The organism is Achromobacter dolens (assembly GCF_902859745.1).
GTDB lineage: Bacteria > Pseudomonadota > Gammaproteobacteria > Burkholderiales > Burkholderiaceae_B > Achromobacter > Achromobacter dolens.
In genome coordinates this window covers 36,530-62,575 of sequence record NZ_CADIJW010000036.1, presented here as the reverse complement: position 1 = coordinate 62,575, position 26,046 = coordinate 36,530, and the positions used below count along the sequence as shown (strand labels likewise).

General features: G+C 66.9%; 23 protein-coding genes. 20 read left to right on the top strand and 3 right to left on the bottom strand.

All coding sequences use genetic code 11. The features are described from left to right. The 11 genes from odhB to HV783_RS21245 form a co-directional block, all read left to right on the top strand. The coding region (gene odhB, locus HV783_RS21295) for a 2-oxoglutarate dehydrogenase complex dihydrolipoyllysine-residue succinyltransferase (protein WP_175189829.1) at positions 1-938 on the top strand (938 nt) is incomplete at its 5' end. Between the two features lie 120 nt (positions 939-1,058). Continuing rightward, positions 1,059-2,486 (top strand): dihydrolipoyl dehydrogenase, encoded by a 1,428-nt coding sequence (gene lpdA / locus HV783_RS21290; protein WP_006389383.1) that lies wholly within the window; start codon positions 1,059-1,061, stop codon positions 2,484-2,486. A gap of 76 nt (positions 2,487-2,562) precedes the next feature. Next, the gene (gene zapE, locus HV783_RS21285) at positions 2,563-3,654 is read left to right on the top strand and encodes a cell division protein ZapE (RefSeq protein ID WP_144654987.1); all 1,092 of its coding nucleotides are present in this window, start codon (positions 2,563-2,565) and stop codon (positions 3,652-3,654) included. Between the two features lie 121 nt (positions 3,655-3,775). After that, positions 3,776-4,309 carry a sigma-70 family RNA polymerase sigma factor gene (locus HV783_RS21280; RefSeq protein ID WP_175189828.1) on the top strand — a complete coding sequence of 178 codons (534 nt, stop codon included), beginning with the start codon at positions 3,776-3,778 and terminating at the stop codon, positions 4,307-4,309. Beyond that, entirely contained in the window at positions 4,302-5,249 is a 948-nt protein-coding gene (locus HV783_RS21275; protein WP_175189827.1) for a DUF4880 domain-containing protein, read from the top strand. Before HV783_RS21280 ends, HV783_RS21275 begins: the two co-directional genes overlap by 8 nt. 90 nt (positions 5,250-5,339) lie before the next feature. Then, a complete protein-coding gene (locus HV783_RS21270; protein WP_175189826.1) occupies positions 5,340-7,841 on the top strand; it encodes a TonB-dependent siderophore receptor in 2,502 nt (833 codons plus the stop codon). 148 nt (positions 7,842-7,989) lie between these two features. Further along, the gene (locus HV783_RS21265) at positions 7,990-8,622 is read left to right on the top strand and encodes a DUF4198 domain-containing protein (RefSeq protein ID WP_054501487.1); all 633 of its coding nucleotides are present in this window, start codon (positions 7,990-7,992) and stop codon (positions 8,620-8,622) included. Between the two features lie 23 nt (positions 8,623-8,645). Continuing rightward, complete coding sequence (locus tag HV783_RS21260) at positions 8,646-8,927, top strand: DUF3649 domain-containing protein (protein ID WP_006389389.1); 282 nt, start codon at positions 8,646-8,648, stop codon at positions 8,925-8,927. Continuing rightward, positions 8,924-10,633: a PepSY-associated TM helix domain-containing protein gene (locus HV783_RS21255; protein ID WP_175189825.1), complete on the top strand. Its 1,710-nt coding sequence runs from the start codon at positions 8,924-8,926 to the stop codon at positions 10,631-10,633. Before HV783_RS21260 ends, HV783_RS21255 begins: the two co-directional genes overlap by 4 nt. 6 nt (positions 10,634-10,639) lie before the next feature. Then, entirely contained in the window at positions 10,640-10,963 is a 324-nt protein-coding gene (locus tag HV783_RS21250; RefSeq protein WP_054501485.1) for a DUF3325 domain-containing protein, read from the top strand. Between the two features lie 64 nt (positions 10,964-11,027). Continuing rightward, positions 11,028-12,380 (top strand): tryptophan--tRNA ligase, encoded by a 1,353-nt coding sequence (locus HV783_RS21245; protein WP_054501484.1) that lies wholly within the window; start codon positions 11,028-11,030, stop codon positions 12,378-12,380. Between the two features lie 90 nt (positions 12,381-12,470). Here HV783_RS21245 and HV783_RS21240 read toward each other — a convergent pair whose 3' ends face one another. Then, positions 12,471-12,974 (bottom strand): hypothetical protein, encoded by a 504-nt coding sequence (locus HV783_RS21240; protein WP_054501483.1) that lies wholly within the window; start codon positions 12,972-12,974, stop codon positions 12,471-12,473. A 324-nt stretch (positions 12,975-13,298) separates the two neighbouring features. Continuing rightward, complete coding sequence (tex, locus tag HV783_RS21235; protein WP_144654992.1) at positions 13,299-15,677, bottom strand: RNA-binding transcriptional accessory protein Tex; 2,379 nt, start codon at positions 15,675-15,677, stop codon at positions 13,299-13,301. 228 nt (positions 15,678-15,905) lie between these two features. Here tex and yoaA point away from each other — a divergent pair, with 228 nt between their 5' ends. After that, on the top strand, positions 15,906-17,993 hold the full coding sequence (gene yoaA / locus HV783_RS21230) for a DNA repair helicase YoaA (protein WP_054501481.1): 2,088 nt from the start codon (positions 15,906-15,908) through the stop codon (positions 17,991-17,993). Positions 17,994-18,114: 121 nt separating this feature from the next. Here the strand turns inward: yoaA and HV783_RS21225 are convergent, their stop codons facing one another. Beyond that, positions 18,115-18,903, bottom strand: a complete 789-nt coding sequence (locus HV783_RS21225) for an outer membrane protein assembly factor BamD (protein ID WP_054501480.1) — start codon at positions 18,901-18,903, stop codon at positions 18,115-18,117. 107 nt (positions 18,904-19,010) lie between these two features. On the opposite strand from HV783_RS21225, the gene HV783_RS21220 reads away from it, so the two are divergent. From HV783_RS21220 to HV783_RS21185, 8 genes are all read left to right on the top strand, one after another. After that, positions 19,011-20,009 carry an RluA family pseudouridine synthase gene (locus tag HV783_RS21220; protein ID WP_054501479.1) on the top strand — a complete coding sequence of 333 codons (999 nt, stop codon included), beginning with the start codon at positions 19,011-19,013 and terminating at the stop codon, positions 20,007-20,009. Then, positions 19,997-20,761 (top strand): peptidoglycan editing factor PgeF, encoded by a 765-nt coding sequence (pgeF, locus tag HV783_RS21215; protein WP_054501478.1) that lies wholly within the window; start codon positions 19,997-19,999, stop codon positions 20,759-20,761. Before HV783_RS21220 ends, pgeF begins: the two co-directional genes overlap by 13 nt. Positions 20,762-20,884: 123 nt before the next feature. Then, positions 20,885-22,522: a class I poly(R)-hydroxyalkanoic acid synthase gene (phaC, locus tag HV783_RS21210; protein WP_054501477.1), complete on the top strand. Its 1,638-nt coding sequence runs from the start codon at positions 20,885-20,887 to the stop codon at positions 22,520-22,522. 91 nt (positions 22,523-22,613) lie between these two features. Next, complete coding sequence (locus HV783_RS21205) at positions 22,614-23,351, top strand: 3-ketoacyl-ACP reductase (RefSeq protein ID WP_054501476.1); 738 nt, start codon at positions 22,614-22,616, stop codon at positions 23,349-23,351. Between the two features lie 119 nt (positions 23,352-23,470). Continuing rightward, complete coding sequence (phaR, locus tag HV783_RS21200; protein WP_006393587.1) at positions 23,471-24,040, top strand: polyhydroxyalkanoate synthesis repressor PhaR; 570 nt, start codon at positions 23,471-23,473, stop codon at positions 24,038-24,040. A 222-nt stretch (positions 24,041-24,262) separates the two neighbouring features. After that, positions 24,263-24,799: an iron transporter gene (locus HV783_RS21195; RefSeq protein WP_006393588.1), complete on the top strand. Its 537-nt coding sequence runs from the start codon at positions 24,263-24,265 to the stop codon at positions 24,797-24,799. Positions 24,800-24,852: 53 nt separating this feature from the next. Next, positions 24,853-25,155, top strand: coding sequence for a cupredoxin domain-containing protein (locus tag HV783_RS21190; RefSeq protein WP_054501940.1), 303 nt, complete (start codon positions 24,853-24,855; stop codon positions 25,153-25,155). Between the two features lie 13 nt (positions 25,156-25,168). Further along, positions 25,169-26,017, top strand: coding sequence for an FTR1 family iron permease (locus HV783_RS21185; protein ID WP_054501475.1), 849 nt, complete (start codon positions 25,169-25,171; stop codon positions 26,015-26,017). Positions 26,018-26,046 lie beyond the last annotated feature (29 nt).

The window sequence follows — 26,046 nt, the reverse complement described above, 5'->3', positions numbered from 1 at the left end:
CCGCGCAAGCCGCCGCCGCCCCGGCCGCTCCCGCCTCGACCGCCGCCGCCGGCGTGGCTTCGCCCGCCGCCGCCAAGATCCTCGCCGAAAAGGGCGTGGACGCCGCCAGCGTCGCCGGCACCGGCCGTGACGGCCGCGTCACCAAGGGCGACGCCCTGAACGCCAGCGCCCCCGCCGCCAAGGCCGCCCCGGCCAAGGCCCCGGCCGCCCCCGCCCCGACCACGCTGTCGCTGGACGGCCGTCCGGAACAGCGCGTGCCGATGAGCCGCCTGCGCGCCCGCATCGCCGAGCGCCTGCTGCAATCGCAACAGGAAAACGCGATCCTGACCACGTTCAACGAAGTGAACATGCAAGCGGTCATCGATCTGCGCAACAAGTACAAGGACAAGTTCGAGAAGGAGCACGGCATCAAGCTGGGCTTCATGTCGTTCTTCGTCAAGGCCGCCGTTGCCGCGCTCAAGAAGTTCCCGCTGATCAACGCCTCGATCGACGGCAAGGACATCATCTACCACGGCTACTTCGACATCGGTATCGCTGTCGGCAGCCCGCGTGGCCTGGTGGTGCCGATCCTGCGCAACGCCGACCAACTGTCCATCGCTGAAATCGAAAAGACCATCGCCGACTTCGGCCGCCGCGCCGCCGACGGCAAGCTGGGCATCGAAGAGATGACCGGCGGCACGTTCTCGATCTCCAACGGTGGCGTGTTCGGCTCGATGCTGTCGACCCCGATCATCAACCCGCCGCAATCGGCCATCCTGGGCGTGCACGCCACCAAGGATCGCGCCGTGGTGGAAAACGGCCAGATCGTCATCCGTCCGATGAACTACCTGGCCCTGTCCTACGACCACCGCATCATCGACGGCCGCGAAGCCGTGTTGGGCCTGGTCGCCATGAAGGACGCCCTGGAAGATCCGCAGCGCCTGTTGCTGGACCTGTAATCTCGGCGCCCTGAGCCCGGCGCCCGCGCGACCTGTGTGTCGGCGGCGCCCGGCCGGCCCCACGGGCCGGCTTGCGCGGGCCGGGGCGAGTTTCACTCCCTCCTCATTCGCGAGAACACTATGTCCAAACAATTCGACGTCGTCGTCATCGGCGCGGGCCCCGGCGGCTACATCGCCGCCATCCGCGCCGCGCAGCTCGGCATGTCGGTGGCTTGCATCGACGCCTGGCAGAATGGCCAAGGCGGCCCGGCTCCCGGCGGCACCTGCACCAACGTCGGTTGCATCCCGTCCAAGGCGCTGCTGCAATCGTCCGAACACTTCGAGCAGGCCAACCACCACTTCGCCGAGCACGGCATCGAAGTCAAGGGCGTCAGCCTGAAGCTCGACACGCTGATCGGCCGCAAGAACTCGGTGGTCAAGCAGAACAACGACGGCATCCTGTACCTGTTCAAGAAGAACAAGGTCACCTTCTTCCATGGCAAGGGCGCGTTCGCCGGCCAGGTCGAGGGCGGCTGGGCCATCAAGGTCACCGGCACCGCCGAGGAAGACCTGGTTGCCAAGCACGTGGTGGTCGCCACCGGTTCGTCGGCGCGCGAGCTGCCCGGCCTGCCGTTCGATGAAAAGGTCGTGCTGTCCAACGACGGCGCGCTGAACATCGGCGCCGTGCCGAAGACGCTGGGCGTGATCGGCGCCGGCGTGATCGGCCTGGAAATGGGCAGCGTGTGGCGCCGCCTGGGCGCGGAAGTCACCATTCTGGAAGCGATGCCGGAGTTCCTGGCCGCCGCCGACCAGCAAGTGGCCAAGGAAGCCCTGAAGGCCTTCACCAAGCAAGGCCTGAACATCCAGATGGGCGTCAAGATCGGCGAGATCAAGGCGACCGCCAAGTCGGTGACCGTGCCCTACGTCGACGCCAAGGGCGCCGAGCAGAAGCTGGTGGTGGACAAGCTGATCGTCTCGATCGGCCGCGTGCCCTACACCGGCGGCCTGAACGCCGATGCCGTGGGCCTGAAGCTCGACGAGCGCGGCTTCATCGCCGTGGATGGCGACTGCAAGACCAACCTGCCCAACGTCTGGGCGGTGGGCGACGTGGTGCGCGGCCCGATGCTGGCGCACAAGGCCGAGGAAGAGGGCGTGGCGGTTGCCGAGCGCATCGCCGGCCAGCACGGCCACGTCAACTTCGACACCGTGCCGTGGGTGATCTACACCTCGCCGGAAATCGCCTGGGTCGGCAAGACCGAGCAGCAGCTCAAGGCCGAAGGCCGCGAGTACAAGGCCGGCAGCTTCCCGTTCCTGGCCAACGGCCGCGCCCGCGCGCTGGGCGACACCACCGGCTTTGCCAAGGTGATCGCCGACGCCAAGACCGACGAGGTCCTGGGCGTGCACATCGTCGGTCCGATGGCCTCGGAACTGATCTCGGAAGCCGTGACCATCATGGAATTCCGCGGCGCCGCCGAAGACATCGCCCGCATCTGCCACGCGCACCCGACGCTGTCGGAAGCCGTGAAGGAAGCCGCCCTGGCCGTCGACAAGCGCGCCTTGAACTTCTGATCCGCCACGCTGCGGCTCTGCCAAAGGGGGCGGGTTTTCGGACCCGCCCTTTTTTTCTTTTGCCTGTGTCATCTCCATGAACGTCCGCGAATACTACGAACACGCCCTGGCCGAACGCGGCTACAAGCCCGATGAAGCCCAGAAGAAGGCGATCGACCGGCTGCAGCGCTATTACGACGAGTGGGTCAAGTTCAAGGCGATGCGCTCGAACGCCCTGAAGAAGCTGCTGAACCGTCCCGATGTGCCGCGTGGCGTCTATCTGTGGGGCGGGGTGGGGCGCGGCAAGAGCTTCCTGATGGACGCCTTCTATGCCACCGTGCCGGTGGTGCGCAAGACGCGCCTGCACTTTCACGAATTCATGCGCGGCGTGCATCGCGAACTGGAGGAAGTGAAGGGCATGCAGGATCCGCTGGACGAAGTGGCCAGGCGCGTGGCCAAGCGCTACCGCCTGATCTGTTTCGACGAGTTCCACGTGTCGGACGTGGCGGATGCGATGATCCTGCACCGCCTGCTGTTCAAGCTGTTCGAGTACGGCACTTCGTTCGTGATGACCTCCAACTACGAGCCGTCGACGCTGTATCCCGACGGCCTGCACCGCGACCGCGTGCTGCCGGCGATCGAGCTGATCCAGGCGCGCATGGACGTGATGAACGTGGACGCCGGCGTCGACTATCGCCGCCGCTCGCTCGAGCAGGTGCAGTGCTACCACACGCCGCTGGACGAGCGCGCGCAACAGGCCTTGCAGCAGGCCTTCGACAGCCTGGCCGACACGCCACCGCAGGAGCCGCTGCTGCATATCGAGCATCGCGAGATCCGCGCGCTGGCGCTGGCCGGTTCGGTGGTGTGGTTCGACTTCGCCACGCTTTGCGGCGGTCCGCGTTCGCAGAACGATTACCTGGAGCTGGCCAATCGCTTCCATGCGGTGATCCTGTCCGGCGTGCCGCGCATGGGGCCGCGCCAGGCTTCCGAGGCGCGCCGCTTCACCTGGCTGATCGACGTGTTCTACGACCATCGCGTCAAGCTGATCATGTCGGCCGAATGCGAACCGGAAGAGATCTACACCGAGGGCGCGCTCGCCAACGAGTTCCATCGCACGGTATCGCGCATCCTGGAAATGCAGTCGCGCGAATACCTCGAGTCGGAACGCCGCCTGACTGCAACGTTGTAGTTATGCCGCAAGCGTCCGCCCGCGGGGGCGGACGTGGCGCAATTTGCGTCATTTGCATTGGTAATGCAAGTCATTATCAATTAACATCCGAAGACTTCTGGTCCCGCGCCGCAGTCTTCCCGTGTCTTCCCCCCTCCTTTCGTCTCCGGCCTCCTGCGCCGATGCGCCCGCCACGCAGGTCGACGGCCTGTACCGGGACCATCGGCCCTGGCTGTTCGGCTGGCTGCGCCGCAAGCTCGGTTGCGCGCATCGCGCGGAGGACCTGGCGCAGGACGTGTTCGTGCGCGTGATCCAGGGCCGCAAGACGGTGCGCGCCGGCGAGGCTCGGGCGCTGCTGACCACCATCGCCAAGGGGCTGGTGATCGATCATCAGCGTCACGCGGCGCTGGAACATGCCTATCTGGCCTATCTGGCCGACCTGCCCGAGGCCCATGCGCCGTCGCCCGAGACACAGGCCGAGCAGATGCAGGCCCTGATGCGACTTGACCGCCTGCTCGACCGGCTGCCGCCCAAGGCGCGCTCGGCGTTCCTGCTGTCGCAGCTCGACGGCCTGACCTATCCCGAAATCGCCCAGCGGCTGGGCGTGTCGCTCAGTTCCGTGCAGCAGTACATGATGCGCGCCATGTCGGCCTGTTATGCCGCGCTTTATGACTAGCGCCATGCCGCCCGATGCCGTGGTGCGCCAGGCCATCGCCTGGTGGGCGCGCCTGCAGTCGGGCATAGCCGACGCCGGCGAGCGCGAGGCCTGTCAGGCCTGGCTGGCGCAGGATCCGGCGCATCGCAAGGCGTGGGAGCGGCTGGAAGCGATTGGCCGCGATGCGCGCCGCGTGCCCGCGGCGCTGGCGCATACGGCGCTGGACGGCCCGGCGACGCCCGGCCGCCGCGTGGCCCTGCGCAATTTGCTGACGCTGGCTGGGGTGGGCGTGGCGGGTTGGGCTGGCTACCGGCATGTGCCGTGGCAGCGCCTGGCCGCCGATCTCAGCACCGGCATCGGCGAACGGCGCGCGGTGGCGGTGGCCGACGGCCTGCACGTCACTCTGAACAGCGACAGCGCGCTGCGGCTGGCAAGCGGCGCGCGCGGCATCCACCTGTTGCGCGGCGAGATCCTGGTGAGCGCGCAGGCGCGACCAGGCGCCGCCCCGGTGCGCGTGGACACCGGCCATGGTGTGCTGCTGGCGGACAACGCGCGTTTCGACGTGCGCCGCACGCGGGGTGGCGCACAGTTGGGTGTCTACGAGGGCAGTGTCGCCTTGCTGCGCGATGGCGCGTCGACGCAGGCTGCCGAAGCGGGCGAACGCCTGAGCTACGACGACCTGGGCGGGGTCGAGCGGCAGGCGGCCGATCCGGATCGCCTGGCCTGGGTCGACGGTCTGGTGGTGGCCAAGGACTGGCGCCTGGACCATTTCGCCGACTACCTGGCGCGCCAGCGAGTCGGCGTGATCCGGGTGGACCCGGCGGTGGCGGGCCTGCGGCTGTCGGGCGTGTTCCCGCTGGACGACGCCGAGCGCGCGCTCCGGGCGCTGGAGCCGGCGCTGCCCATCGTGGTGACGCGCCACACACAGTACTGGCTGCAGGTCGGGCCACGCGCGGCCTGAGCGTTACAAATTTCCTGATCGATGCATTGCAGGTTTTTCTTCCTGGTACGGAAAGGCAGAGATAGAGACCTACGTACAAGGGAGTTTTTCGTGTCCGCTTCATCTTGCCCGCGCCTGGGCGCATCCTTGACCGCCGGCCGTCTGGCCGTGCTCGCCGCCACTTGCGCCGGCGCCTGGCTGGCCGCCGCGCCCGCCGCCTGGGCGCAAGCCTCGCCCGCCGCGGCCCAGGCGCCGCGCACCTATCAGATCGCCGCTGGCCCGCTGGGCGATGCGCTGACCCAATTCGCGCGCAGCGCGGGCGTGGTGCTGTCGTTCGATCCGGCGCAGGTGCGCGGCTTGCGGTCCGAAGGCCTGAACGGCGCCTATCCGGTGGGCGCCGGCTTCGCCCGCATCCTGGCTGGCAGTGGTCTGCAGGCGCGGGCCCAGGCCGGCAATTCCTGGACGCTGGTGGCGGCGCCCTCCGGCGACACGCTGACGTTGGCGCCGGTGACGGTGTCGGCCAATTCCCTGAGCGCCTTCGCGCCGACCGTGGGCTACGTGGCCGGCGCCAGCGTCAGCGCCACCAAGACCGACACTCCGCTGATCGAGACGCCGCAATCGGTGTCCGTGGTCACGCGCGAGCAGATCGCGGAGCAGGGCGCGCAGACGCTGAACCAGGTGTTGCGCTACACGCCCGGCGTGGCGACCGAAACGCGCGGCGCGACCGCCACGCGGCTGGACCAGTTCAGCGTGCGCGGCTTCTCCGCATCGACCTACCTGGACGGCCTGCGTGTGTTCGGCGGGCGCGATGCCTTGCCGCAGGTGGACGCCTATCGTCTGGAGCGGGTCGACGTGCTGAAAGGGCCGGCCTCGGTGATGTACGGGCAGGGCGGCCCCGGCGGCGTGGTCAACCAGGTCAGCAAGCGGCCGCTGGAAGAAGCGCTGCATGAAGTCGAGCTTCAGGTTGGCAACTACGATTACAGGCGCGCCAACTTCGACTTCGGCGGCCCGCTGGACGCAGAGGGCAAGTACCTGTACCGCCTGGTGGGATCGGGCTACATGTCAGACGGCCAGATCGACCACACCAAGGAGCGCCGCTACTTCGTCTCGCCGGCCTTCACCTGGAAGCCCAACGGCGACACCTCGCTCACCGTGCTGACGAACTTCCAACGCGATCCCGACATGGGGTCGTATGGCGCCGCGCCGCCGATGCGCACGCTGCTGTCAGCGCCGGACGGCATCCGCCTGTCGCCACGCTACTACGACGGCGACGCCAATTTCGAGAAGAGCGACCGCAAGAGCTATTCGCTCGGCTACGTGCTGGACCACCGCTTCAGCGATGCCCTGAAGGCGACGCAGAGCCTGCGCTGGACCCATTCCGACGCCAAATACCGCAGCATCTATGGCGCGTCCAGCCGCTTCTACGGCTACACCGACAGCCGTTACCTGTACCAGCAGCGTGCCGCGATCGCGACCGACGTCGAGGTCGGCGCGCTGACCATCGACAACAACCTGCAGGCGCGCTTCGATACCGGCGCCTTCGGCCACACGGTGCTGCTGGGCTTCGACTACCAGCATGTCAAGACCGACACGCTGTCCGGCTTTGGCAGCGCGCCCGCGCTGAACGTGATGAACCCGGACAACCACCAGGACATCCCGGTGCCGGCGTTCTCCACCGACGCCACCACCAAGCAGTACCAGACCGGCCTGTACTTCCAGGACCAGATCAAGATCGACCGCCTTTCGGTGCTGCTGGGCGGACGCTACGACTGGTCGCGCAACGTCGGCGAGAGCACCGCCATCGCCACCGGCCGCACCACGCCCTCGTCGTTGCGCGCGGAGGCCTTCACCGGCCGTTTCGGCGTGATCTACAACTTCGACAACGGCGTGGCGCCGTACTTCAGCTACTCCGAATCGTTCGAACCGCAGTCGGGCGCGGGCTGGAACAACGCGCCCTTCAAGCCGATCGAGGGCAACCAGTACGAGGTCGGCATCAAGTACCAGCCGCCGGGCAGCGCGACGTTGCTGTCGGTGGCCGCGTTCGACATCCGCCGCGAAAACATGCTGACCACCGATCCGGACCCGACGCATCTGTGCGGCACGTCCAACGCGCGCTGCCAGATCCAGTCCGGTGAATTGCGTACGCAGGGCATCGAGCTGGAAGCCAAGACCGAACCGCTGCGCGGGCTGACACTGATGGCGGGCTATTCGCTGCTCGATAACGCCTATTCCAAGGCCAATCCAAGCACCTCCGGGCTGAACCTGAAGGGCAAGGCGCCGGTGGGCGTGCCCTCGCAGCAGGCTTCGGCCTGGGCCCGCTACCAGTTGCAGGGCGGTGCGCTGGCCGGCCTGGGCGTGGGCGGCGGCGTGCGCTACATCGGGTCGTCGTACGGCGACGAGGCCAACACCATGAAGGTGCCGTCAGTCACGTTGTTCGACCTGATGCTGGACTACGACCTGGGCCGCGTGTCGCCGTCGCTCAAGGGCATGCAGGTGGCGCTGAACGTGCAGAACCTGTTCGACAAGGAATACATCGCTTCTTGCTCGGGCGATTCCTGGTGCTGGTACGGCTACCAGCGCTCGATCAAGGCCAGCCTGCGTTATCGCTGGTAGGCCGGACGGCCCGTTCGCGGCGTAGCCGTGGACGGGCAGGCACGCAAAGCCTCACATCGTAGTGAGAATGGTTATAATTCAGACCCTTGCCGAGAGAGAGCCGTCGCGGGGCGGTTCCAGATCGGCATTCACAACAGGAAGATCGACAATGAAATTCGCAAGGACTTTGGCAGCCATCGCGCTGCTGGGCAGCGCCGGCGCGGCGCAGGCGCACTTCGTCTGGCTCGAGCGGGCCGACCAGGGGGCGGCAAAGGCGTACTTCGGCGAATGGGCGGACGACCTGCGTGAAAAGCGCGACGGCCTGCTGGGCAAGGTCCTGGTGGCGCCGGTGGTGACCGGTGCCGATGGCAAGGCGCTCAAGGCGTCGGCCGAGGGCGCGGATTTCGTCGAGTTCGCCGCCAGCGGCAAGGGCGACGTGCGCCTGTCGCAGCCGATCCAGTTCAAGGACACGCTGATGCAGTACGGCGCCAAGGCCGGCCGCGAAGACACCCAGGGCAAGCTCGACCTGGAACTGGTGCCGGCCGCCGCGGGCAGCAACACCTTCGTGCTGCAGTTCAAGGGCAAGCCGCTGGCCAAGACCGAGGTCACCGTGTTCGGCCCGCCCAAGTGGGAAAAGCGCTTGCGCAGCGACGAGAACGGCCGCATCGAGATCACCACGCCGTGGCCGGGCCAGTACGTGCTGGAAGCCGCCCACGTCGAGGACAAGGCCGGCGAGGCCGATGGCAAGGCCTACGCCAGGATCCGCTACGTTTCCACCCTGACCTTCAACGTGACCAAGTGAAAGCTCCCGCAGCCGGCGCAGGCATGATGCGCTACCGTCTGGCCGTGGCCTCGCGGGCCCTGGCCGCCATCCTCGGCGGCTACGGCCTGGCCTCGGCGGCCGCGGCCTGCCTGGCCGTCTGGCTGCCCATGCAGCGCGCCGACGCCGTCGTCACGGCGCAGATGTCGGCCTTCGTGGTCTACACCTGTGGCGTCATCTGGGTGTTCGCCACCCGCAACGCCTGGCGCGCCTGGGCCGGCATCCTGTTGCCGGCGGCGCTGTTCGGCGGCCTGTTCCTGATCGGTCGCATGGTGGGTGGCGCATGAAACCCAGCACCGGAAAAGCGCAAGGCGAAGAGGGCCTGCGCCAATCCATGTCGTGGCTGCACACCTGGTCGGGCCTGATCTTCGGCTGGGTGCTGTTCGCGATGTTCCTGACCGGCACGCTGTCGTTCTTCCGTCCCGAGATCACCCGCTGGATGCAGCCCGAGATCCAGGCGCAGGCCGCGCCCACGCTCGAATCCGTGGCCATGGCGCAGCGCTACCTGGCCGAGCACGCGCCCGACGCCAAGCGCTGGTTCATCACGCCGCCAACCGATCGCGAACCGCTGATCCAGCTGCTGTACCAGGTGCCCAAGCCCAAGCCGGGCGAACGCGGCTTCGTGCGCGCCAAGCTTGATCCGCGGACCGGGCTGGCCGTCAGCGGGCGCGAAACGCGCGGCGGCGACTTCTTCTACCGCTTCCATTTCGAACTCGAGATGGCGTTCCCGTGGGGACGCTGGCTTGCCAGCATCGCCGGCATGTTCATGCTGGTGGCCATCATCAGCGGCATCATCACGCACAAGAAGATCTTCGCCGACTTCTTCACCTTCCGCCCCAAGAAGGGCGGCCAGCGGGCCTGGATGGACGGCCACAATGCGCTGTCGGTGCTGGGGTTGCCGTTTCACCTGATGATCACCTTCAGCGGCCTGGTGCTGTTCATGGCCATGCTGATGCCCGCCGGTATCATGGCGGTCTATGAAAACCCGCGGCAATATTCGGATGACGTGTTCGCGGCATTCAAGGTCACGCCGCCGCGCAACGAGGCGGCGCCCCTGACGGCGCTCGCACCGTTGGTGGAGCAGGCGCAGCAGCGCTGGCATGGCCGCGTGGGCCGCGTCACGGTCAACAATCCCGGCGATGCCGGCGCCACGGTCACCGTCACCCGCGATGCGGCCGATGGCGTGTCCTACGGCCGCCTGGCGCCCTACATGCGATTCGATGGCGTCAGCGGCGCCTACCAGGAAGGGCAGGACGAACTGAGCCCCACCGTGCGCACCGCCGGCGTGGTCGTCGGCCTGCACCTGGGCCTGTTCGCCGAGCCGCTGCTGCGCTGGTTCTATTTCCTGGTCAGCCTGGCGGGCACGGGCATGGTCGGTTCCGGCCTGGTGCTATGGATCGCCAAGCGCCGCCAGAAGGCGCGCCCCGGTGCGCGCGAGGCCTTCTCGCTGCGCCTGGTGGACGGTTTGAATGCCGGCACCATCGCCGGCCTGTTCATCGCGGTCGCCGCGTTCTTCTGGGCCAACCGGCTGTTGCCGGCCGAGCTCCCGGGTCGCCAGTTGTGGGAAGTGCGCGCGTTCTTCGCCGCCTGGGGCCTGTCGCTGGCATACGCGTTCCTGTTCCCGAAGCGCAAGTGGGTGGATCTGCTGAGACTGGCCGCTGTTTCGCTGGCGCTGGTGCCGGTGGTCAATGCCTTGACCACTTCGCGTCACCTTGGCGTGTCGCTGGCGGCGGGCGACTGGGTCATGGCGGGATTCGACCTGACCTGCCTGGCGGGCGCGTTGCTGCTGGGCTGGATAGCGCGCAAGGCTGCCCGGGCGCGCAAGGCGCCGGCCAGGGGCGCTGCCAAGACGCCCGTCCGTGCTCGCGCCGCCACGGCCGCTGAAGCGTCCGCGCCCGCCGCGGCGCAAGTGCAGGCCCGGACCCGTCCCGCCGAGTCATCCGTCCCGACGCCGCCGCATTCCCCTTCCGAAGCCGCCTATGAATCGAGGTGATACGCCATGACGCTCGCCGCCTTCTGCCTGGCCTATGCGGGGTTCTCCGCCCTGTGCCTGGGCATGGACCGTCACTACGAAGACCTGTTCGACCGCGCTTTGCCACGCCGCCATCGCGTGCCGTTGCGGGTCTTCGGCTGGCTGGCGCTGGCCCTGTCGCTGTGCGCCTCGGCCGCAGTCTGGGGCTGGAGCTATGGCACGGTCGAATGGATCGGCATCCTCAGCATCGCCGGCCTGCTGCTGATCTGGTTCCTGACCTTCCGGCCGCGCGCCGCGCTGACGGCCGGCGGGGTGTGCGCGCTGGCCGCGCCGCTGCTGGCCGTCCTGTAACCACGGCGTCGCCCGCGCGGCACGTTACACTGGGCGTTTCACCAAGCAAACGCCTGCATCGTCCATGAACACCCGCGTCCTTACTGGCATCACCACCTCCGGTACCCCCCACCTCGGCAACTACGCTGGCGCGATCCGCCCGGCGGTCCAGGCGAGCACGCAACCGGGCGTCGACGCGTTTTTCTTCCTGGCCGATTACCACGCCCTGATCAAGTGCGACGACCCGGCCCGCGTGGCCCGTTCGCGGCTTGAAATCGCCGCCACCTGGCTGGCGGTCGGGCTCGATCCCGAGCGCGTGACCTTCTACCGCCAGTCGGACATCCCGGAGATCCCCGAGCTGAGCTGGCTGCTGACCTGCGTCACGGCCAAGGGCCTGATGAACCGCGCGCACGCCTACAAGGCCTCGGTCGACCAGAACGTGGCCAAGGGTGTGGATCCCGATGACGGCGTGACCATGGGCCTGTTCTCGTATCCGGTGCTGATGGCGGCGGACATCGTCATGTTCAACGCCAACAAGGTGCCGGTGGGCCGCGACCAGATCCAGCACCTGGAAATGGCGCGCGACATCGCCCAGCGCTTCAACCACCTGTACGGCCGCGAATACTTCACGCTGCCCGAGGTCGCCATCGAAGAGGACGTGGCCACGTTGCCGGGCCTGGACGGCCGCAAGATGTCCAAGAGCTACAACAACACCATTCCGCTGTTCGAGGGCGGCGCCAAGGCGCTGCGCGCCTCGATCATGCGCATCGTCACCGACTCGCGCGAACCGGGCGAACCCAAGGACGCCGAAGGCTCGCACCTGTACACCATCTACCGCGCCTTCGCCACGCACGAACAGGCCGCGGCCTTCCGCAAGCAACTCGAGGAAGGCCTGGGCTGGGGCGAGGCCAAGCAGGCGCTCTACGATCACCTGGAGAACCTGCTGGCGCCGATGCGCGAGCGTTACTTCGACCTGATGGCCAACCCCGGCCGCATCGAGGACGTGCTGCAGGCCGGCGCCGCCAAGGCGCGCAAGCTGGCGGTGCCGATGATGCGCGAGCTGCGCGAGGCCGTGGGCCTGCGCAACCTGAACGCGCAGGCGCCGGGCAAGGACGCGCCGGCCAGGAAGGAAAAAGGCAAGGGCGCGCGTTTCGTCAGTTTCCGTGACGAGGACGGCGGCTTCCGTTTCCGCTTCCTGGCCGCCGATGGCGAGGAGCTGCTGTTGTCGCAACGCTTTGCCGATCCGAAGCAAGCCGGCGCGCTGATGCGCCGCCTGCAGGCGGAGTCTCCCGAGGCTCTGTTGCAAGCCACGGCTGAGGGCCTGACTGCGGTACTGGACGGCGTCACCGTGGCGACGGCGCCGGCCGGCGCCGTCGGCGACGCCCAGGCGCAATTGGCGAAGACGCGCGACGCGTTGCGCTCGATGGCTCAGGAATAACGCCGCGCAGGCGGCAAGACAAGGGCGGCGCCATTGCGCCGCCCTTGTCGTTTTTGTTCTCCAGGAAAGGCTTGCCGCGCGTCGCCGCCGCTAGCGCGCGTTGGCGGAAACGATGCGGCCGTCGCGCACCTGGAATCGTTGCGCGCTGCCCTGGCCCGCGATTTCCAGCATGTCGCCTTCGGAATAGCCTGTCACGTTGGGGCAGTCGAGCCACTCGGGGTTGATGAACGGAAAATACTTGAGCGTGCCGCTGCCCTGGCTGACGAAATCGAACGTGGTGTTGGCCACGACTTCCGGATCCCATTGGCTGGCATCGAAGGTCAGCGCACAGCCGGCGCCGATGCGGTAGGTGATGCTGGCGCCCATGCTGGCGAATCCCAGCGCGCCCACGTGCAGTTGCGCGCCGTTGGCCAGCTCGATGACCCGGTTGCCCAGGCGTTCCAGCGTGATGTGTTTGAAGGTGACTTCGGCGCCATCCACGGTCAGGTGGGCATATTGGCCGAGAGTGACCTCGTTGTAGGCGCCGCTCGGGCTGGCTTCCTTCTTGGTGATGATTGCCGTTTCGTTGGCGGCAAGCGTAATTGTGTTGCGCATGGCGGGACGGATCTCCGGTGTCTCTGGTATGGCGCTGTTTTTCTTGTGCTTCGACCTGATAGACGTTTGCGCCGCAGCTCGCCTGATCATGGGTTTGCTTCCGCCGTGCGTGCCCGATCCGCCGGCTTATTATTTAGACACAATTCGATATTTTCTCTTATTTTTGTTGCGTCCGGCTTGAGACAACGCAAGGAGGGGCGGACTTTGAGGGAAAGTCCTTAGTTGAATGACAACCGTGAATGACAACCGGCGCATGTGCGCCGGTTGGTGAGACTTGGGCAGGCCGCCTGGCCGGCTCCTGCGGGGAGCGGCCAGGGGAGGGGCTCAACGCTTGAGCTTGGCGAATGCGTCGGCCATGGCGCTGTTCATTGCGCCGCTGCCGCCGGCGTTGCCGCGGCCGCCGTCGCCCTGCGGGCGGCGGCCGCCACGATCGCCGCCCTTGGGGGCGTCAGCGCCGCGCCGGGCGGGCACGGCGGCGTCGTTCATGCGCATGGTCAGGGCCACGCGCTTGCGCGCCACGTCCACTTCCAGCACCTTCACGCTGACGGTCTGGCCCACGCGCACCACGTCGCGCGGATCCTTCACGAACTTCTCGGCCAGCGCCGAGATGTGGACCAGCCCGTCCTGGTGCACGCCGATGTCGACGAACGCGCCGAAGTTGGCGACGTTGGTCACCACGCCTTCGAGCACCATGCCGGGGTACAGGTCGTTGAGCGTCTCGACGCCTTCCTTGAACTGGGCGGTCTTGAACTCGGGACGCGGATCGCGGCCGGGCTTTTCCAGTTCGGCGAAGATGTCGCGCACCGTCGGCAGCCCGAAGCGCTCGTCCGTGAAATCAGAGGGCGACACGCCCTTGAGCGCGTCGCGCTGGCCGATGATCTGCTTCACCTCGGCCTTGATCTTGGCCACGATGCGCTCGACCACCGGATACGCCTCCGGGTGCACCGACGAGGCATCCAGCGGATTGTCGCCGTTGGGAATGCGCAGGAAGCCCGCGGCCTGCTCGAAAGCCTTGTCGCCGAAGCGCGGCACCTTGCGCAGTTGTTCGCGGGTGGGGAAGGCGCCGTTCTCGTCGCGCCAGGCCACGATGTTCTTGGCCAGCAGCGAGTTCAGGCCCGACACGCGCGCCAGCAGCGCGGCGGAGGCCGTGTTGACGTCCACGCCGACCGCGTTCACGCAGTCCTCGACCACCGCGTCCAGCGAACGCGCCAGTTCGCGCTGGTTGACGTCGTGCTGGTATTGGCCGACGCCGATGGCCTTGGGATCGATCTTGACCAGCTCGGCCAGCGGATCCTGCAGGCGGCGCGCGATCGACACGGCACCGCGCAACGTCACGTCGAGATCAGGGAATTCCTGCGCGGCGGTTTCCGATGCCGAGTACACCGAGGCGCCGGCCTCGGATACCACCACACGCGTGACCTTCAGGTCGGGGAAGCGTTCCTGCATGTCGCCTACCAGCTTCTCGCTTTCGCGCGATGCCGTGCCGTTGCCGATCGCGATCAGGTCGACCTTGTGGCGCGCGACCAGCGCGGCCAGGGTGTTGATGGTGCCCTCGCGGTCGCGGCGCGGCTCGAACGGGTAGACAGTGGTGGTGTCGACCACCTTGCCGGTACGGTCGATCACGGCCACCTTGCAACCGGTGCGGATGCCAGGGTCCAGGCCCAGCACGGCCTTGGGGCCGGCCGGCGCGGCCAGCAGCAGGTCTTTCAGGTTGGCGGCGAACACGCGGATGGCCTCGGCCTCGGCGGTCTCGCGCAGGCGGCCGATCAGTTCGCTTTCGAAAGCCGTCACCAGCTTGACGCGCCAGGTCCAGCGGCAGACTTCGCCCAGCCAGCGCGCGCGCGGCGAGGCGTCGAGGGCGAACAGGCCATTGCCCAGCTTCAGGAAGCTGGCGATGCGCGCCACGCAGGGATGCGGGGTTTGCGCTTCGAGTTCTGCTTCCAGTCCCAGGCGGATTTCCAGCACGCCTTGCTGGCGGCCGCGCAACAGCGCCAGGATGCGATGGGACGGCAGCGTGCGCAGCGGCTCGTTGAAGTCGAACCAGTCGCGGAAGTTGGCGCCTTCGGTTTCCTTGCCGTCGACCATCTTGGAATACAGATAGCCGGTGGACCAGAGGTGCTCGCGCATGTCGGCCAGCAGGTCGGCGTTCTCGGCGTAGCGCTCGGCCAGGATGTCGCGGGCGCCGTCCAGCGCCGCCTTGGCGTCGTTGATCGAGGCTTCGGGATTCAGGTACTGCGCGGCCAGCGCGGCCGGGTCGCAGGCCGGGTCGGCCAGGATGGCGTCGGCCAGCGGCTCCAGGCCGGCCTCGCGGGCGATCTGGGCGCGCGTGCGGCGCTTGGGCTTGTACGGCGCGTACAAGTCTTCCAGGCGCTGCTTGGTGTCGGCGCTGGCGATTTCCTGCTGCAGTTCGGGCGTCAGCTTGCCTTGCTGCGAGATCGATTCGAGGATCGCGCCGCGGCGTTCTTCGAGTTCGCGCAGGTAGCCCAGGCGCACTTCCAGGTTGCGCAGGACGGTGTCATCCAGGCCGCCGGTGGCTTCCTTGCGGTAGCGCGCGATGAACGGCACGGTGGCGCCGTCGTCAAGCAGTTCCACCGCCGCGGCGATCTGGGAGGCGCGTGCGCCGAGCTCGGTGGCGAGCTGGGCAACGATGCGGGCATTGTCGACGCCGGCGGCGACGTTCGTGATAACGGAAGTTTCAGACATCTCGATACGACGGCAAAAAAGGAAAAACAAGGGGCGGATTGTGCCATAAGCCGTTGTTACAGAACGTGCCAGGGTGGACACATCCGTCCCCATGGGACGGGACGTTTGCGACGCGTTGGGCGGAAAAGCGCAGCGCCAGCGGGTATCATTTGGTCCTTTCCCACCCATTCTGGGTCTGGCGCCCCGACCGTCCACCGGCACGGTCGCCTTCGACGCCAGGCTGTATCCATGCTGGACCTGGACATCTCCGAATTCTTCGCCGAGGACGGCCCGCTCGCGTCGGCCTTGCCCGGCTACAAGCCGCGCCCTTCCCAAGTGGAACTGGCCCAGGCCATCGGCCAGGCCATCCAGGACCGCGCCACGCTGGTGGCCGAGGCCGGCACCGGCATCGGCAAGACCTGGGCGTATCTTGTACCCGCCTTCATCCAGGGCGGCAAGGTGCTGATTTCCACCGGTACCCGCACGCTGCAGGACCAACTGTTCACGCGCGACCTGCCGCGGGTACGGGCGGCGCTGGCGGCTCCGGTGACGGCCGCGCTGCTCAAGGGGCGCGGCAACTACGTCTGTCACTACCATCTTGATCGCCTGCAGGGCGACGAACGCGCCTTGAAGTCGCGCACCGAAATCCAGCAACTGCGCCAGATCCAGGTGTTCGCCGGCATTTCCAAGACCGGCGACCGCGGCGACCTGGCCCAGGTGCCCGAAGACGCCGACATCTGGCAGCGTGTCACCTCGACCCGCGAGAACTGCCTGGGCCAGGAATGCCCGCGCATCCGCGACTGTTTCGTGGTCAAGGCTCGCCGTCAGGCGCAGGAAGCCGACGTGGTGGTGGTCAACCACGCCCTGTTCATGGCCGACCTGGTGCTGCGCGAAGAGGGCGTCACCGACCTGCTGCCCGAGGCCGACACCGTCATCTTCGACGAAGCGCACCAGTTGCCCGACACGGCCACCCGCTTCCTTGGCAGCAGCGTGTCGACGCACCAGTTGCTGGATTTCGGCCGCGCGCTCGAAGCCGCCGGCCTGGCCTATGCGCGCGAAGCCACCAAATGGAGCGACGTCGCGCGGCACCTGGAAACCGCCACGCGCGAATTGCGCCTGGTCTGTGCGCCGCTCGAGCGTCTGCCGGGCCGCAAGGCCACGTTCGAGGCCATTCCCAACGCCGATGAGTTCGATGCCGCGTTCGCGGTGTTGCGCGAGGCGGTGGACATCGCCACCAACGCGCTGGGTTCGGTCGCCGAGCGCCATCCCGACCTGGTGGCCGCCGCCCGCAGCGGCGCTGAAATCGCCGTGCGCCTCAAGCGCTGGGCCACGCCGGGCCGCGACGGCGCCGGCTTCGACGACGAGGGCTGGGGCCGCGACGACCAGGCGCCGGCATCGGCCCCGCAACCGGCGCTGGGCGATGGCCTGTCCACGCCTGCCGCGATCCTCGAAGGCGCGGCCGCGGCGGTGGAATGGACCGGCCCGGCGGTGCGCTGGGTCGAGCATGGCCAACACCATGTGCGGCTGCATTCGGCGCCGCTGTCGGTGGCGCAGGCATTCTCCAAATACCGCAAGCCGGGCCAGGCCTGGATCATGACTTCGGCCACATTGTCGGTGAATGGCGAGTTCACGCACTTCACCGGCCAACTGGGCCTGGATCGCGCCCGCACCGGCAAGTGGGAATCGCCCTTCGATTATCCCGAGCAGGCGCTGCTGTTCGTGCCGCGCGGCATGCCCGAGCCGCAATCGCCGCAGTTCCTGGACCGCTTCGTGCAGACGCTGCTGCCGCTGCTGGAAGCCAGCCCGGGCGGCACGCTGGTGTTGTGCACCACGCTGCGCGCCGTGGACAAGGTCGCCAACCTGCTGGCCGACGCCTTCGACGACGCCGGCCACGACTGGCCGCTGCTCAAGCAGGGCGAGGGCACGCGCCGCGACCTGCTGGACCGTTTCTGCAAGCTGACGCACCCGGTGCTGGTGGGCAGCGCCAGCTTCTGGGAGGGCATCGACCTGCCGGGCGACGTGCTGACGCTGGTGGCGATCGACAAGCTGCCGTTCGCTCCACCGGACGATCCGGTGATCGAGGCGCGGCTGCGGGCCTGTCGCGCCCACGGCGGCAATCCGTTCTCGGAATACCAGTTGCCCGAGGCCGCGATCTCGCTCAAGCAGGGCGCTGGCCGCCTGATCCGCACGGAATCGGACTGGGGCGTACTGATGGTGGGCGATGCCCGCCTGGTCGAGAAGCCCTATGGCAAGCGCCTGTGGCGCGGCTTGCCGCCATTCGCGCGGACGCGCGAACTGGAAGAGGTGCTGGCTTTCTACCGCCGCAAGCAGGAATAGGGCGGGCTGGCCAGGCAGAAGCGGACCGTCCTGACTCGCACCGCGCGAATAGGACCCAAGGACGTCGCCGGACAAAAAAAAGCCCCTCGAGAGATCGAGGGGCTTCCCATACTGTCGGTGTTCAGTTGAACGGATTCCACCAGCTCTTGTCGGCCTTCAGGCCCTTGTCCTTGAACGAGCTGTTGGGAAAGTTCTTGTCGAGCACGCGCTGCGCGTCGTTTTTCAGTTCGGTCATGCCGAGCTTGTCGTAGGACTGCACCATCAGGTAGAGCGCTTCCTCGGTGGCGGGGGCGCCCTCGAAGTCGGTGATGACGGTCTGCGCGCGGTTGGCGGCGGCGATGTAGGCGCCGCGCTCGTAGTAGTAGCGGGCCACGTGTACTTCGTTCATGGCGATGGTGTTGACCAGCCAGGCCACCCGCTTGATGGCATCCGGGGTGTACTTGCTGTCCGGGTAGCGCTTGATCAGGTCATTGAACGCGTCATACGAGGCGCGCAGGCCCTTGGGGTCGCGTTCGGCCGGATCCTGGCCGGTGATGTTGCTCATGAAGGCGCTGGCCGGCGTGAAGTTGATCAGGCCCTTCAGGTACAGCGCGTAGTCGGTGCCGGGATGGTTGGGGTAGAGCTGCTGGAAGCGGTCGATCGCGGCCAGCGCCTGTTCGTTTTCGCCATCCTTCCAGTTGACGTAGGCCAGCTCGAGCAGGGCCTGCTGGGCGTAGACGCCGAAGGGATAGCGGCTCTCGATGGCGGTCAGGCGCTCGCGCGCTTCTTTCCAGCCGCCCGAGGAGATTTCGGCCTTGGCGTCGGCGTAGAGCTGCTCGGCGCTCCAGTTCGTGGTCTTGTCGTACTTGCTGTTGGTCGAACCGCAACCGGCGATCGCGATGACGGCAAATAGCGCGATAACCACGCGCAAAACCGACCCGCTTCGGGAGGCGGGGTTCAAGGGAGCTGCGGAGTGGTGAATCACGAGAATCGTATCCTTGGTGTTAGCATGGCAGGCTGATTATATGATTTGTCTCCATGTCCGATACAGCCATCAGCGCAGATCTCGTTTCCGACGATGAGCTCCTGAGCCTTTCCGGCGAAAACCCGCGCGGCGAACCGCAATTTGTAACGGTGCCCGCGGGCACCCGCGCCGACCGGCTGGACAAGGTGCTGGCCGGACTGTTGACGGACCATTCCCGCAGCCGGCTGCAGGGCTGGATCGAGGCCGGCAACGTCCACGTCAACGGCGCGCCCGGCAAGGTCCGCCAGACGGTGGGGCCGGGCGACGAAATCACGGTCTGGGCCCAGCCGGCTCCCGAGACGCTGGCTTTCGCCCCCGAACCCATCGATTTCCCCGTGGTCGATGAAAGCGCCGACTGGATCGTGGTGAACAAACCCGCCGGCCTAGTGGTGCACCCCGGCGCCGGCAACTGGAGCGGCACGCTGCTCAACGGCCTGCTGCATCGCTATCCCGAACTGGCGCAGGTGGCCCGCGCCGGTATCGTTCACCGGCTGGACAAGGACACTTCGGGGCTGATGGTGGTGGCGCGCAATGAAATCGCGCAGACCCATCTGGTGCGCCAGTTGCAGGCGCGCAGCATGGGGCGTGAATACGTCGCCCTGGCGCACGGCTGGCTGGTCCGCGCCGGCAAGGTGGACCGCCCGATCGGCCGCGACCCGCGCGTGCCGGTGCGCATGAGCGTCGAGCGGCCCGTGGCGCCGAAACCCGCCATCACCCACTATGCCCCCGCGCGGTGCGGCCAGGTCGATCCCGGCGGCCGCGTCACCGAGGTGGTGTGCCGCCTGGAAACCGGCCGCACCCACCAGATCCGGGTGCACCTTGCCAGCCTCGGGCATCCGCTGCTGGCGGATGCGATCTACGGCGGCAAGAACATCGCGGGCGCGCAGCGGCAGATGCTGCACGCCCGCGCCCTGCATTTCGATGATCCGGGCGGTCGCGGCGAGGTTCAGTTCGCCGCCCCCGTGCCGGCGGACATGACCCTGGTCCAGGAAGCGATCGCATGGAACGCGTGATTGAAGGCTTGCCCGTGGTGACCGGCCCGGCGTGGGCCGGCGTCAACTATTTCTGCACCACCCGCGCCGGCGGCGTGGGCGTGGCGCCGCACGACACCTTCAACCTGGGCCGCCGCGCCGGAGACGATCCCGATACCGTGGCCGAGAACCGCCGCCGCTTGCGCGCGGCGCTTCCGGCCGAGCCGCTGTGGCTGCGGCAGGTGCATGGCAGCGACGTGGTCGACGCCGACGCCGCCGACCTGCCCGACGAGCCGGCGCTGGACGCCAGCGTCACCGCGCGCCCGGGCCGCGTGCTGGCCGTAATGGTGGCGGACTGTCTGCCGGTGGTCATCGCCGACGCCGACGGCAGCGTCCTGGGCGCGGCCCACGCTGGCTGGCGCGGCCTGTCCGGCGGCGTATTGGAAAACACCCTGGCCGCCATGCGCGCCAAGGCCCCGGCCGCTACCGCCTGGCGCGCCTGGGTCGGCCCGGGCATCGGGCCGGAAGCCTTCGAGGTCGGTCGCGACGTGCTGGACGCCTTCCTGGCGGACGATCCCGCCACGGAAACCTACTTCCGGCCGCGTCCGGGCGTTTCGGGCAAATGGCTGGCCGACCTGGCCGGCCTGGCCGAATTCCGCCTGCGCCGGGCCGGCGTACAGGATGTCACGCTGAGCGGCCTGTGCACCGTGGCGGACGCCGGACGCTTCTTTTCCTACCGTCGCGACAGCGAGACCGGCAGGATGGCTTTGCTGGCCTGGCTCGACCCGGTCTGATCCAGCGCAAAGCGGCCGCGCCCGCGGGCGGCTAGGCTTGCTGGCCTCATTGAATACCCGCATTGACAGTGCTGAACCCGACATGCAACATCAATCGGGAAGTCTCGATAACAAGGTGTCGAAGTGAATGCCAATCTCTCCGCCTCAGGGCCCCTTCCGGTGAGCGTGGCTCCGGACGTCCTGGCCGATATCCAGGCTGAATTCTCGCGCGAATGGCAGCGCCTGTGCGACGACGCCCGTCGCGGCGCGCTGGCTCCGCCGGCCGACCGGCGTTTCGCTGGCCAGGCCTGGGCCGCCAATGGCCAGCACCTGCTGATGGCCCATACCTATCTGCTGTCGGCCCGCGCCATGTCGCGCATGGTCGATGCCGCGCAGGTCAGCGAGCCGATGCGCGACCGGCTGCGTTTTTCGATCATGCAGTGGGTAGACGCGCTGTCTCCCTCGAACTTCCTGGCCCTGAACCCCGACGCCCAGCAGTCCATCGTCGAAAGCGCCGGCCGCGCCCTGAACGAGGGCCTGGCCAATCTGCTGGGCGACGTCAAGAAAGGCCGCATCACCCAGACCGACGAGACGCAGTTCGAGATCGGCCGCAACGTGGCGGTGACGCCCGGCGAAGTGGTGTTCGAGAACCGGCTGTTCCAGCTGATCCAGTATGCCCCCGCCACGGCCACGGTGCACGAGGTGCCGCTGGTGATCGTGCCGCCGAACATCAACAAGTTCTACATCCTCGACCTGCAGCCCGATAACTCGTTCGTGCGCCATGCGGTCGAACGGGGTTTCACCGTTTTCCTGATCTCCTGGCGCAACCCGCTGGCCAGCGATACCGACGGCGTCGATCGCGCCACCTGGTCCGACTATCTCGACGACGCGGTGCTGCAGGCGCTGCGCGTGGCCAGCGACATCACGCGCCAGCCGCAGGTCAACGCCCTCGGTTTCTGCGTCGGCGGCACCATGCTGGCCTCGGCGCTGGCGTTGGCCGAGGCGCGCGGCGAACATCCCGTCGCGGCGTTGACGCTGCTGACCTCGCTGCTCGATTTCCATGACACCGGCATCCTGAGCGTGTTCGTCGACGAGACCCACGCCTTGCTGCGCGACCACCAATTGGGCGCCGGCGGACTGATGCCGGGCCGCGACCTGGCCACCACCTTTTCGTTCCTGCGGCCAAATGAGCTGGTCTGGAACTACGTGGTCGGCAACTATCTCAAGGGCCAGAAGCCGCCGGCCTTCGATCTGCTGTTCTGGAACGGCGACAGCACCAACCTGCCGGGGCCGTTCTTTTCCTGGTACTTCCGCAACACGTATCTCGAGAACAATCTCAAGGTGCCGGGCCGCGCCCAGGCGGCGGGGCTGCCACTGGACCTCACGCGACTGTCGATGCCGGCGTATATTTTCGGTTCGCGCGAAGATCACATCGTGCCGTGGGTCTCGGCCTATGCCTCGACCCAGGTGCTGCGCGGTCCGCAGCGTTTCGTGCTGGGCGCGTCGGGCCACATCGCCGGGGTGGTCAACCCGCCGGCCAAGAAGCGCCGCAGCTATTGGGTGGCCGAAGGCGCCGGCGCCGAGGGCCGCCCCCTGCCGGGCGATCCCAACGCCTGGCTGGCGCAGGCGCAGGAAAAACCAGGAAGCTGGTGGCCCGACTGGGCGGACTGGCTGGCCGGGCATTCCGGCAAGCAGGTCAAGGCTCGGGCAAAATCAGGTAACGCCAGATACCGGCCGATCGAGCCGGCGCCTGGCAGGTATGTGAAGGTCAGGGCCACCTGAAACCGCGCTTGCGGTGGGTCCCGGGCCAATAAGAAGTAGAAGAAGTAGAAGTCAATCAACGAGGCGTCCGTCGCACACAGGAGGAAGTCCAATGAGCGGAAAACTGGCTTACGTTACAGGCGGGATGGGCGGGATCGGCACCTCTATTTGCCAGCGCCTGGCCAAAGAGGGCTTTCGCGTCGTGGCAGGCTGCGGCCCGAGCCGCAATTACCAGCAATGGCTGGATGAGCAGGCGGCGCAGGGATATACCTTCCATGCTTCCGTCGGCAATGTGTCCGACTGGGATTCCACCGTCGCCGCCTTCGAGCGCGTCACGGCGGAACTTGGCCAGGTCGATGTGCTGGTCAACAACGCGGGCATCACCCGCGATGGCCTGTTCCGGAAAATGACCGCCGACGATTGGCGCGCGGTCATCGACACCAACCTGAACAGCCTCTTCAACGTGACCAAGCAGGTCATCGATGGCATGGTCGAGCGGCAGTGGGGGCGCATCATCAACATCAGCTCGGTGAACGGCCAGAAGGGCCAGTTCGGCCAGACCAACTACTCCACGGCCAAGGCCGGCATCCATGGCTTCACCATGGCGCTGGCCCAGGAAGTCGCGAGCAAGGGCGTCACCGTCAACACCATCTCGCCCGGCTACATCGGGACCGACATGGTGCGCGCCATCCGCCCCGACGTGCTCGAGAAGATCGTCGCCACCATCCCGGTGCGTCGCCTCGGCACGCCCGAAGAAATCGCCTCGATGACGGCATGGCTGGCTTCCGATGAATCCGGCTTTTCCACCGGCGCGGACTTCTCGCTCAACGGCGGCCTGCACATGGGCTGACGCATCGCGGGCTGCCCTCGGGCGGCCGTTCCAGGCCGCGGCGCTTCGGGGAGAAGGCGCCGCGGCATTACACTTCACCCTATTCGAAGTCTTAGAGATCGCCCGATCCGGGGACAACCATGACGCAAGCACAAACCGGCGCCAGCCTGCGCCTGATTAAAAAGTACCCCAACCGTCGCCTGTACGACACCCGGACCAGCACCTACATCACCTTGGCGGATGTCAAGCAACTGGTCCTGGCCAACGAAGAATTCCAGGTTGTCGACGCCAAGAGCGCCGAGGACCTCACCCGCAGCATCCTGCTGCAGATCATCCTCGAAGAGGAGAGCGGCGGCATGCCCATGTTCTCGTCGAACATGCTGTCGCAGATCATCCGTTTCTACGGCCACGCGATGCAGGGCATCATGGGTTCCTACCTGGAAAAGAACATCCAGGCCTTCATGGAAATCCAGCAGCGCATGGCCGAGCAGTCCAAGGGGCTGTACGGCAGCCAGTTCGGCCCCGAGGCCTGGACCCAGTTCATGAACGTGCAGACGCCGATGCTGCAGAACATGATGAACAACTACATCGACCAGAGCAAAAACCTGTTCGTCCAGATGCAGGACCAGATGCAAGACCAGACCCGGGCCATGTTCTCGAACTTCCCGTTCACGCCGGGCGGTTCGCAAGGCGGCGGCCGCAAGCCGTAGCGGATCCTCCGGACTCGCGGCCTGGCCGCGGTCGAGAAAACCAGCCAGCCGGCGGCGCGATTGCCCGCCGGCTTTCTTTTGGCTTGACGGCACGCAAGCATCCTCTTGTTTCGGACCATTCCGATTCAGGGTGATGTCAGATTTTTTCGTTACATTAATGCAAACGGTTCTTGTTTATGTTTTGAACACCGTCGTTTCAATCGAGCTTTGAGGATGACCCACATGATGAAGAAAGCCTTGGCGCTGGCCATTGTCGCTTTGAGCGTGTCCGCCGCCCAAGCGGCCGAATACCCCATCGGCAAGCCCGTTGAAAAAGGCGGCATGGAAATCGGCGCGGTCTACCTGCAGCCGATCGAAATGGACCCGCCGGGCATGATGCGTCCCGCCAAGGATTCCGACGTCCACCTGGAAGCCGATATCCACGCCACCGCCGGCAACCCCACCGGATTCCCGGAAGGCGAGTGGATGCCCTACCTGGTCGTGAACTACGAGATCCAGAAGGTCGGCAGCCAGAACGTGCAAAAGGGTGAGCTCATGCCCATGGTGGCCAACGATGGCCCGCACTACGGCGAGAACATCAAGCTCGAAGGCCCGGGCAAGTACAAGCTCAAGTACACCATCCTGCCGCCGACGGCCAACAAGATGAACCACTTCGGTCGTCACATCGACAAGGAAACCGGGGTGGGCGACTGGTTCAAGCCGATCGAACTCGAATACGACTTCGTCTACGCCGGCACCGGCAAGAAGGGCGGTTACTGATCGTGCGTCGCCTGTCTCGCGTCATCTGCGTGCTGCTGGTTGGCCTGGCTGGCATGGCCGGCATGGCGCCCGCGCAGGCGGACGAACTGCCTACCTTCACGTTGACGTTCAAGCCCAATGGCACCTTTGAGCCGGCCACGCTGGAAGTGCCGGCCGGCCGCTTCAAGATCGAACTGATCAACGAAAGCAACGAGCCGGTGGAATTCGAGAGCATTCCGCTGCGCAAGGAGAAGGTGCTCGGCCCCGGGGTCAAGTCGTTCGTGGTCATCACCATCTCGCGCCCCGGCGAGTATCCGTTCTTCGATGATTTTCACCAGGCGGTCAAAGGCACCCTGATCGTCAAGCCCAAGGAATAGGCGGCCGCACCACATGGAACAGGTTCTTTTCATCGTCTGGCGCGAAAGCGTCGAAGCCATGCTGGTGGTGGGCATTCTGTACACTTGGCTGCGCGCGACGCCGGAAGGCAAGCGCGGACTGAAGTATCTGTGGGGTGGCGTTGGCGCGGGGCTGGCCCTGGCAATCGCGCTGGCGCTGGTGCTGCTGGGCGTATCGTCGTGGCTCAGCGACGAAGGCCAGGAATGGTTCCAGGCAATCATGTCGCTGGCGGCCTGCGTGCTGGTGGTGCAGATGGTCGTGTGGATGAAGAAGCACGGTCGCACCCTCAAGAGCGAGCTCGAAAGCGGCGCCCGCTCCTCGGTGGCCCACGACAACTGGTGGGGCCTGTTCGTCCTGGTGGCCATCGCGGTGGCCCGCGAAGGCAGCGAAACCGTGGTGTTCCTGTACGGCACCGTTGCGGCGGGCGATGGCGGCAGCGACATGCTGATGCTGGCGCTGGCCGGGGTGGCCGGTTTCTTGGTGGCGCTGCTGACCTTCTGGCTGCTGCAACTGGGTGGCAAGCTCATCACCTGGCGTCGTTTTTTCCGCGTGACCGAAATCCTGTTGCTCTTGCTGGCCGGCTCGTTGCTGGTGGGCGGCCTGGATCACCTGATTTCGCTGGACGTGCTGCCGACCCTCGTCGACCCGGTCTGGGACAGCTCGTGGCTGTTGAGCGACAGCACCGGCGTTGGCAAGATTCTGGCTGATTTCGCGGGCTATCGCGCCTTGCCCGCCCTGATTTCGGTACTGTTGTGGGTTGCGTACTGGATCGTGGTGTGGACGTTGCTGCGCTGGGTGGGCGGCAAGTCCGCGCCGGTCGCGGTCACCCGCGCCGCCTCTTGAGCGCCGATTCCAACGTGTCTATCGGACTG

Excerpts from the sequence above, each read along its gene's own strand:
- HV783_RS21260 (WP_006389389.1), top strand. The coding sequence starts at position 8,646 with ATGATGCGCTACCGTCTGGCCGTGGCCTCGCGGGCCCTGGCCGCCATC.
- HV783_RS21220 (WP_054501479.1), top strand. The coding sequence starts at position 19,011 with ATGTCCGATACAGCCATCAGCGCAGATCTCGTTTCCGACGATGAGCTC.
- HV783_RS21255 (WP_175189825.1), top strand. The coding sequence starts at position 8,924 with ATGAAACCCAGCACCGGAAAAGCGCAAGGCGAAGAGGGCCTGCGCCAA.
- phaR (WP_006393587.1), top strand. The coding sequence starts at position 23,471 with ATGACGCAAGCACAAACCGGCGCCAGCCTGCGCCTGATTAAAAAGTAC.
- HV783_RS21185 (WP_054501475.1), top strand. The coding sequence starts at position 25,169 with ATGGAACAGGTTCTTTTCATCGTCTGGCGCGAAAGCGTCGAAGCCATG.
- HV783_RS21250 (WP_054501485.1), top strand. The coding sequence starts at position 10,640 with ATGACGCTCGCCGCCTTCTGCCTGGCCTATGCGGGGTTCTCCGCCCTG.
- HV783_RS21190 (WP_054501940.1), top strand. The coding sequence starts at position 24,853 with ATGGCCGGCATGGCGCCCGCGCAGGCGGACGAACTGCCTACCTTCACG.
- HV783_RS21275 (WP_175189827.1), top strand. The coding sequence starts at position 4,302 with ATGACTAGCGCCATGCCGCCCGATGCCGTGGTGCGCCAGGCCATCGCC.
- lpdA (WP_006389383.1), top strand. The coding sequence starts at position 1,059 with ATGTCCAAACAATTCGACGTCGTCGTCATCGGCGCGGGCCCCGGCGGC.
- HV783_RS21240 (WP_054501483.1), bottom strand. The coding sequence starts at position 12,974 with ATGCGCAACACAATTACGCTTGCCGCCAACGAAACGGCAATCATCACC.
- tex (WP_144654992.1), bottom strand. The coding sequence starts at position 15,677 with ATGTCTGAAACTTCCGTTATCACGAACGTCGCCGCCGGCGTCGACAAT.
- zapE (WP_144654987.1), top strand. The coding sequence starts at position 2,563 with ATGAACGTCCGCGAATACTACGAACACGCCCTGGCCGAACGCGGCTAC.
- HV783_RS21265 (WP_054501487.1), top strand. The coding sequence starts at position 7,990 with ATGAAATTCGCAAGGACTTTGGCAGCCATCGCGCTGCTGGGCAGCGCC.
- HV783_RS21205 (WP_054501476.1), top strand. The coding sequence starts at position 22,614 with ATGAGCGGAAAACTGGCTTACGTTACAGGCGGGATGGGCGGGATCGGC.
- HV783_RS21195 (WP_006393588.1), top strand. The coding sequence starts at position 24,263 with ATGATGAAGAAAGCCTTGGCGCTGGCCATTGTCGCTTTGAGCGTGTCC.
- HV783_RS21245 (WP_054501484.1), top strand. The coding sequence starts at position 11,028 with ATGAACACCCGCGTCCTTACTGGCATCACCACCTCCGGTACCCCCCAC.
- yoaA (WP_054501481.1), top strand. The coding sequence starts at position 15,906 with ATGCTGGACCTGGACATCTCCGAATTCTTCGCCGAGGACGGCCCGCTC.
- pgeF (WP_054501478.1), top strand. The coding sequence starts at position 19,997 with ATGGAACGCGTGATTGAAGGCTTGCCCGTGGTGACCGGCCCGGCGTGG.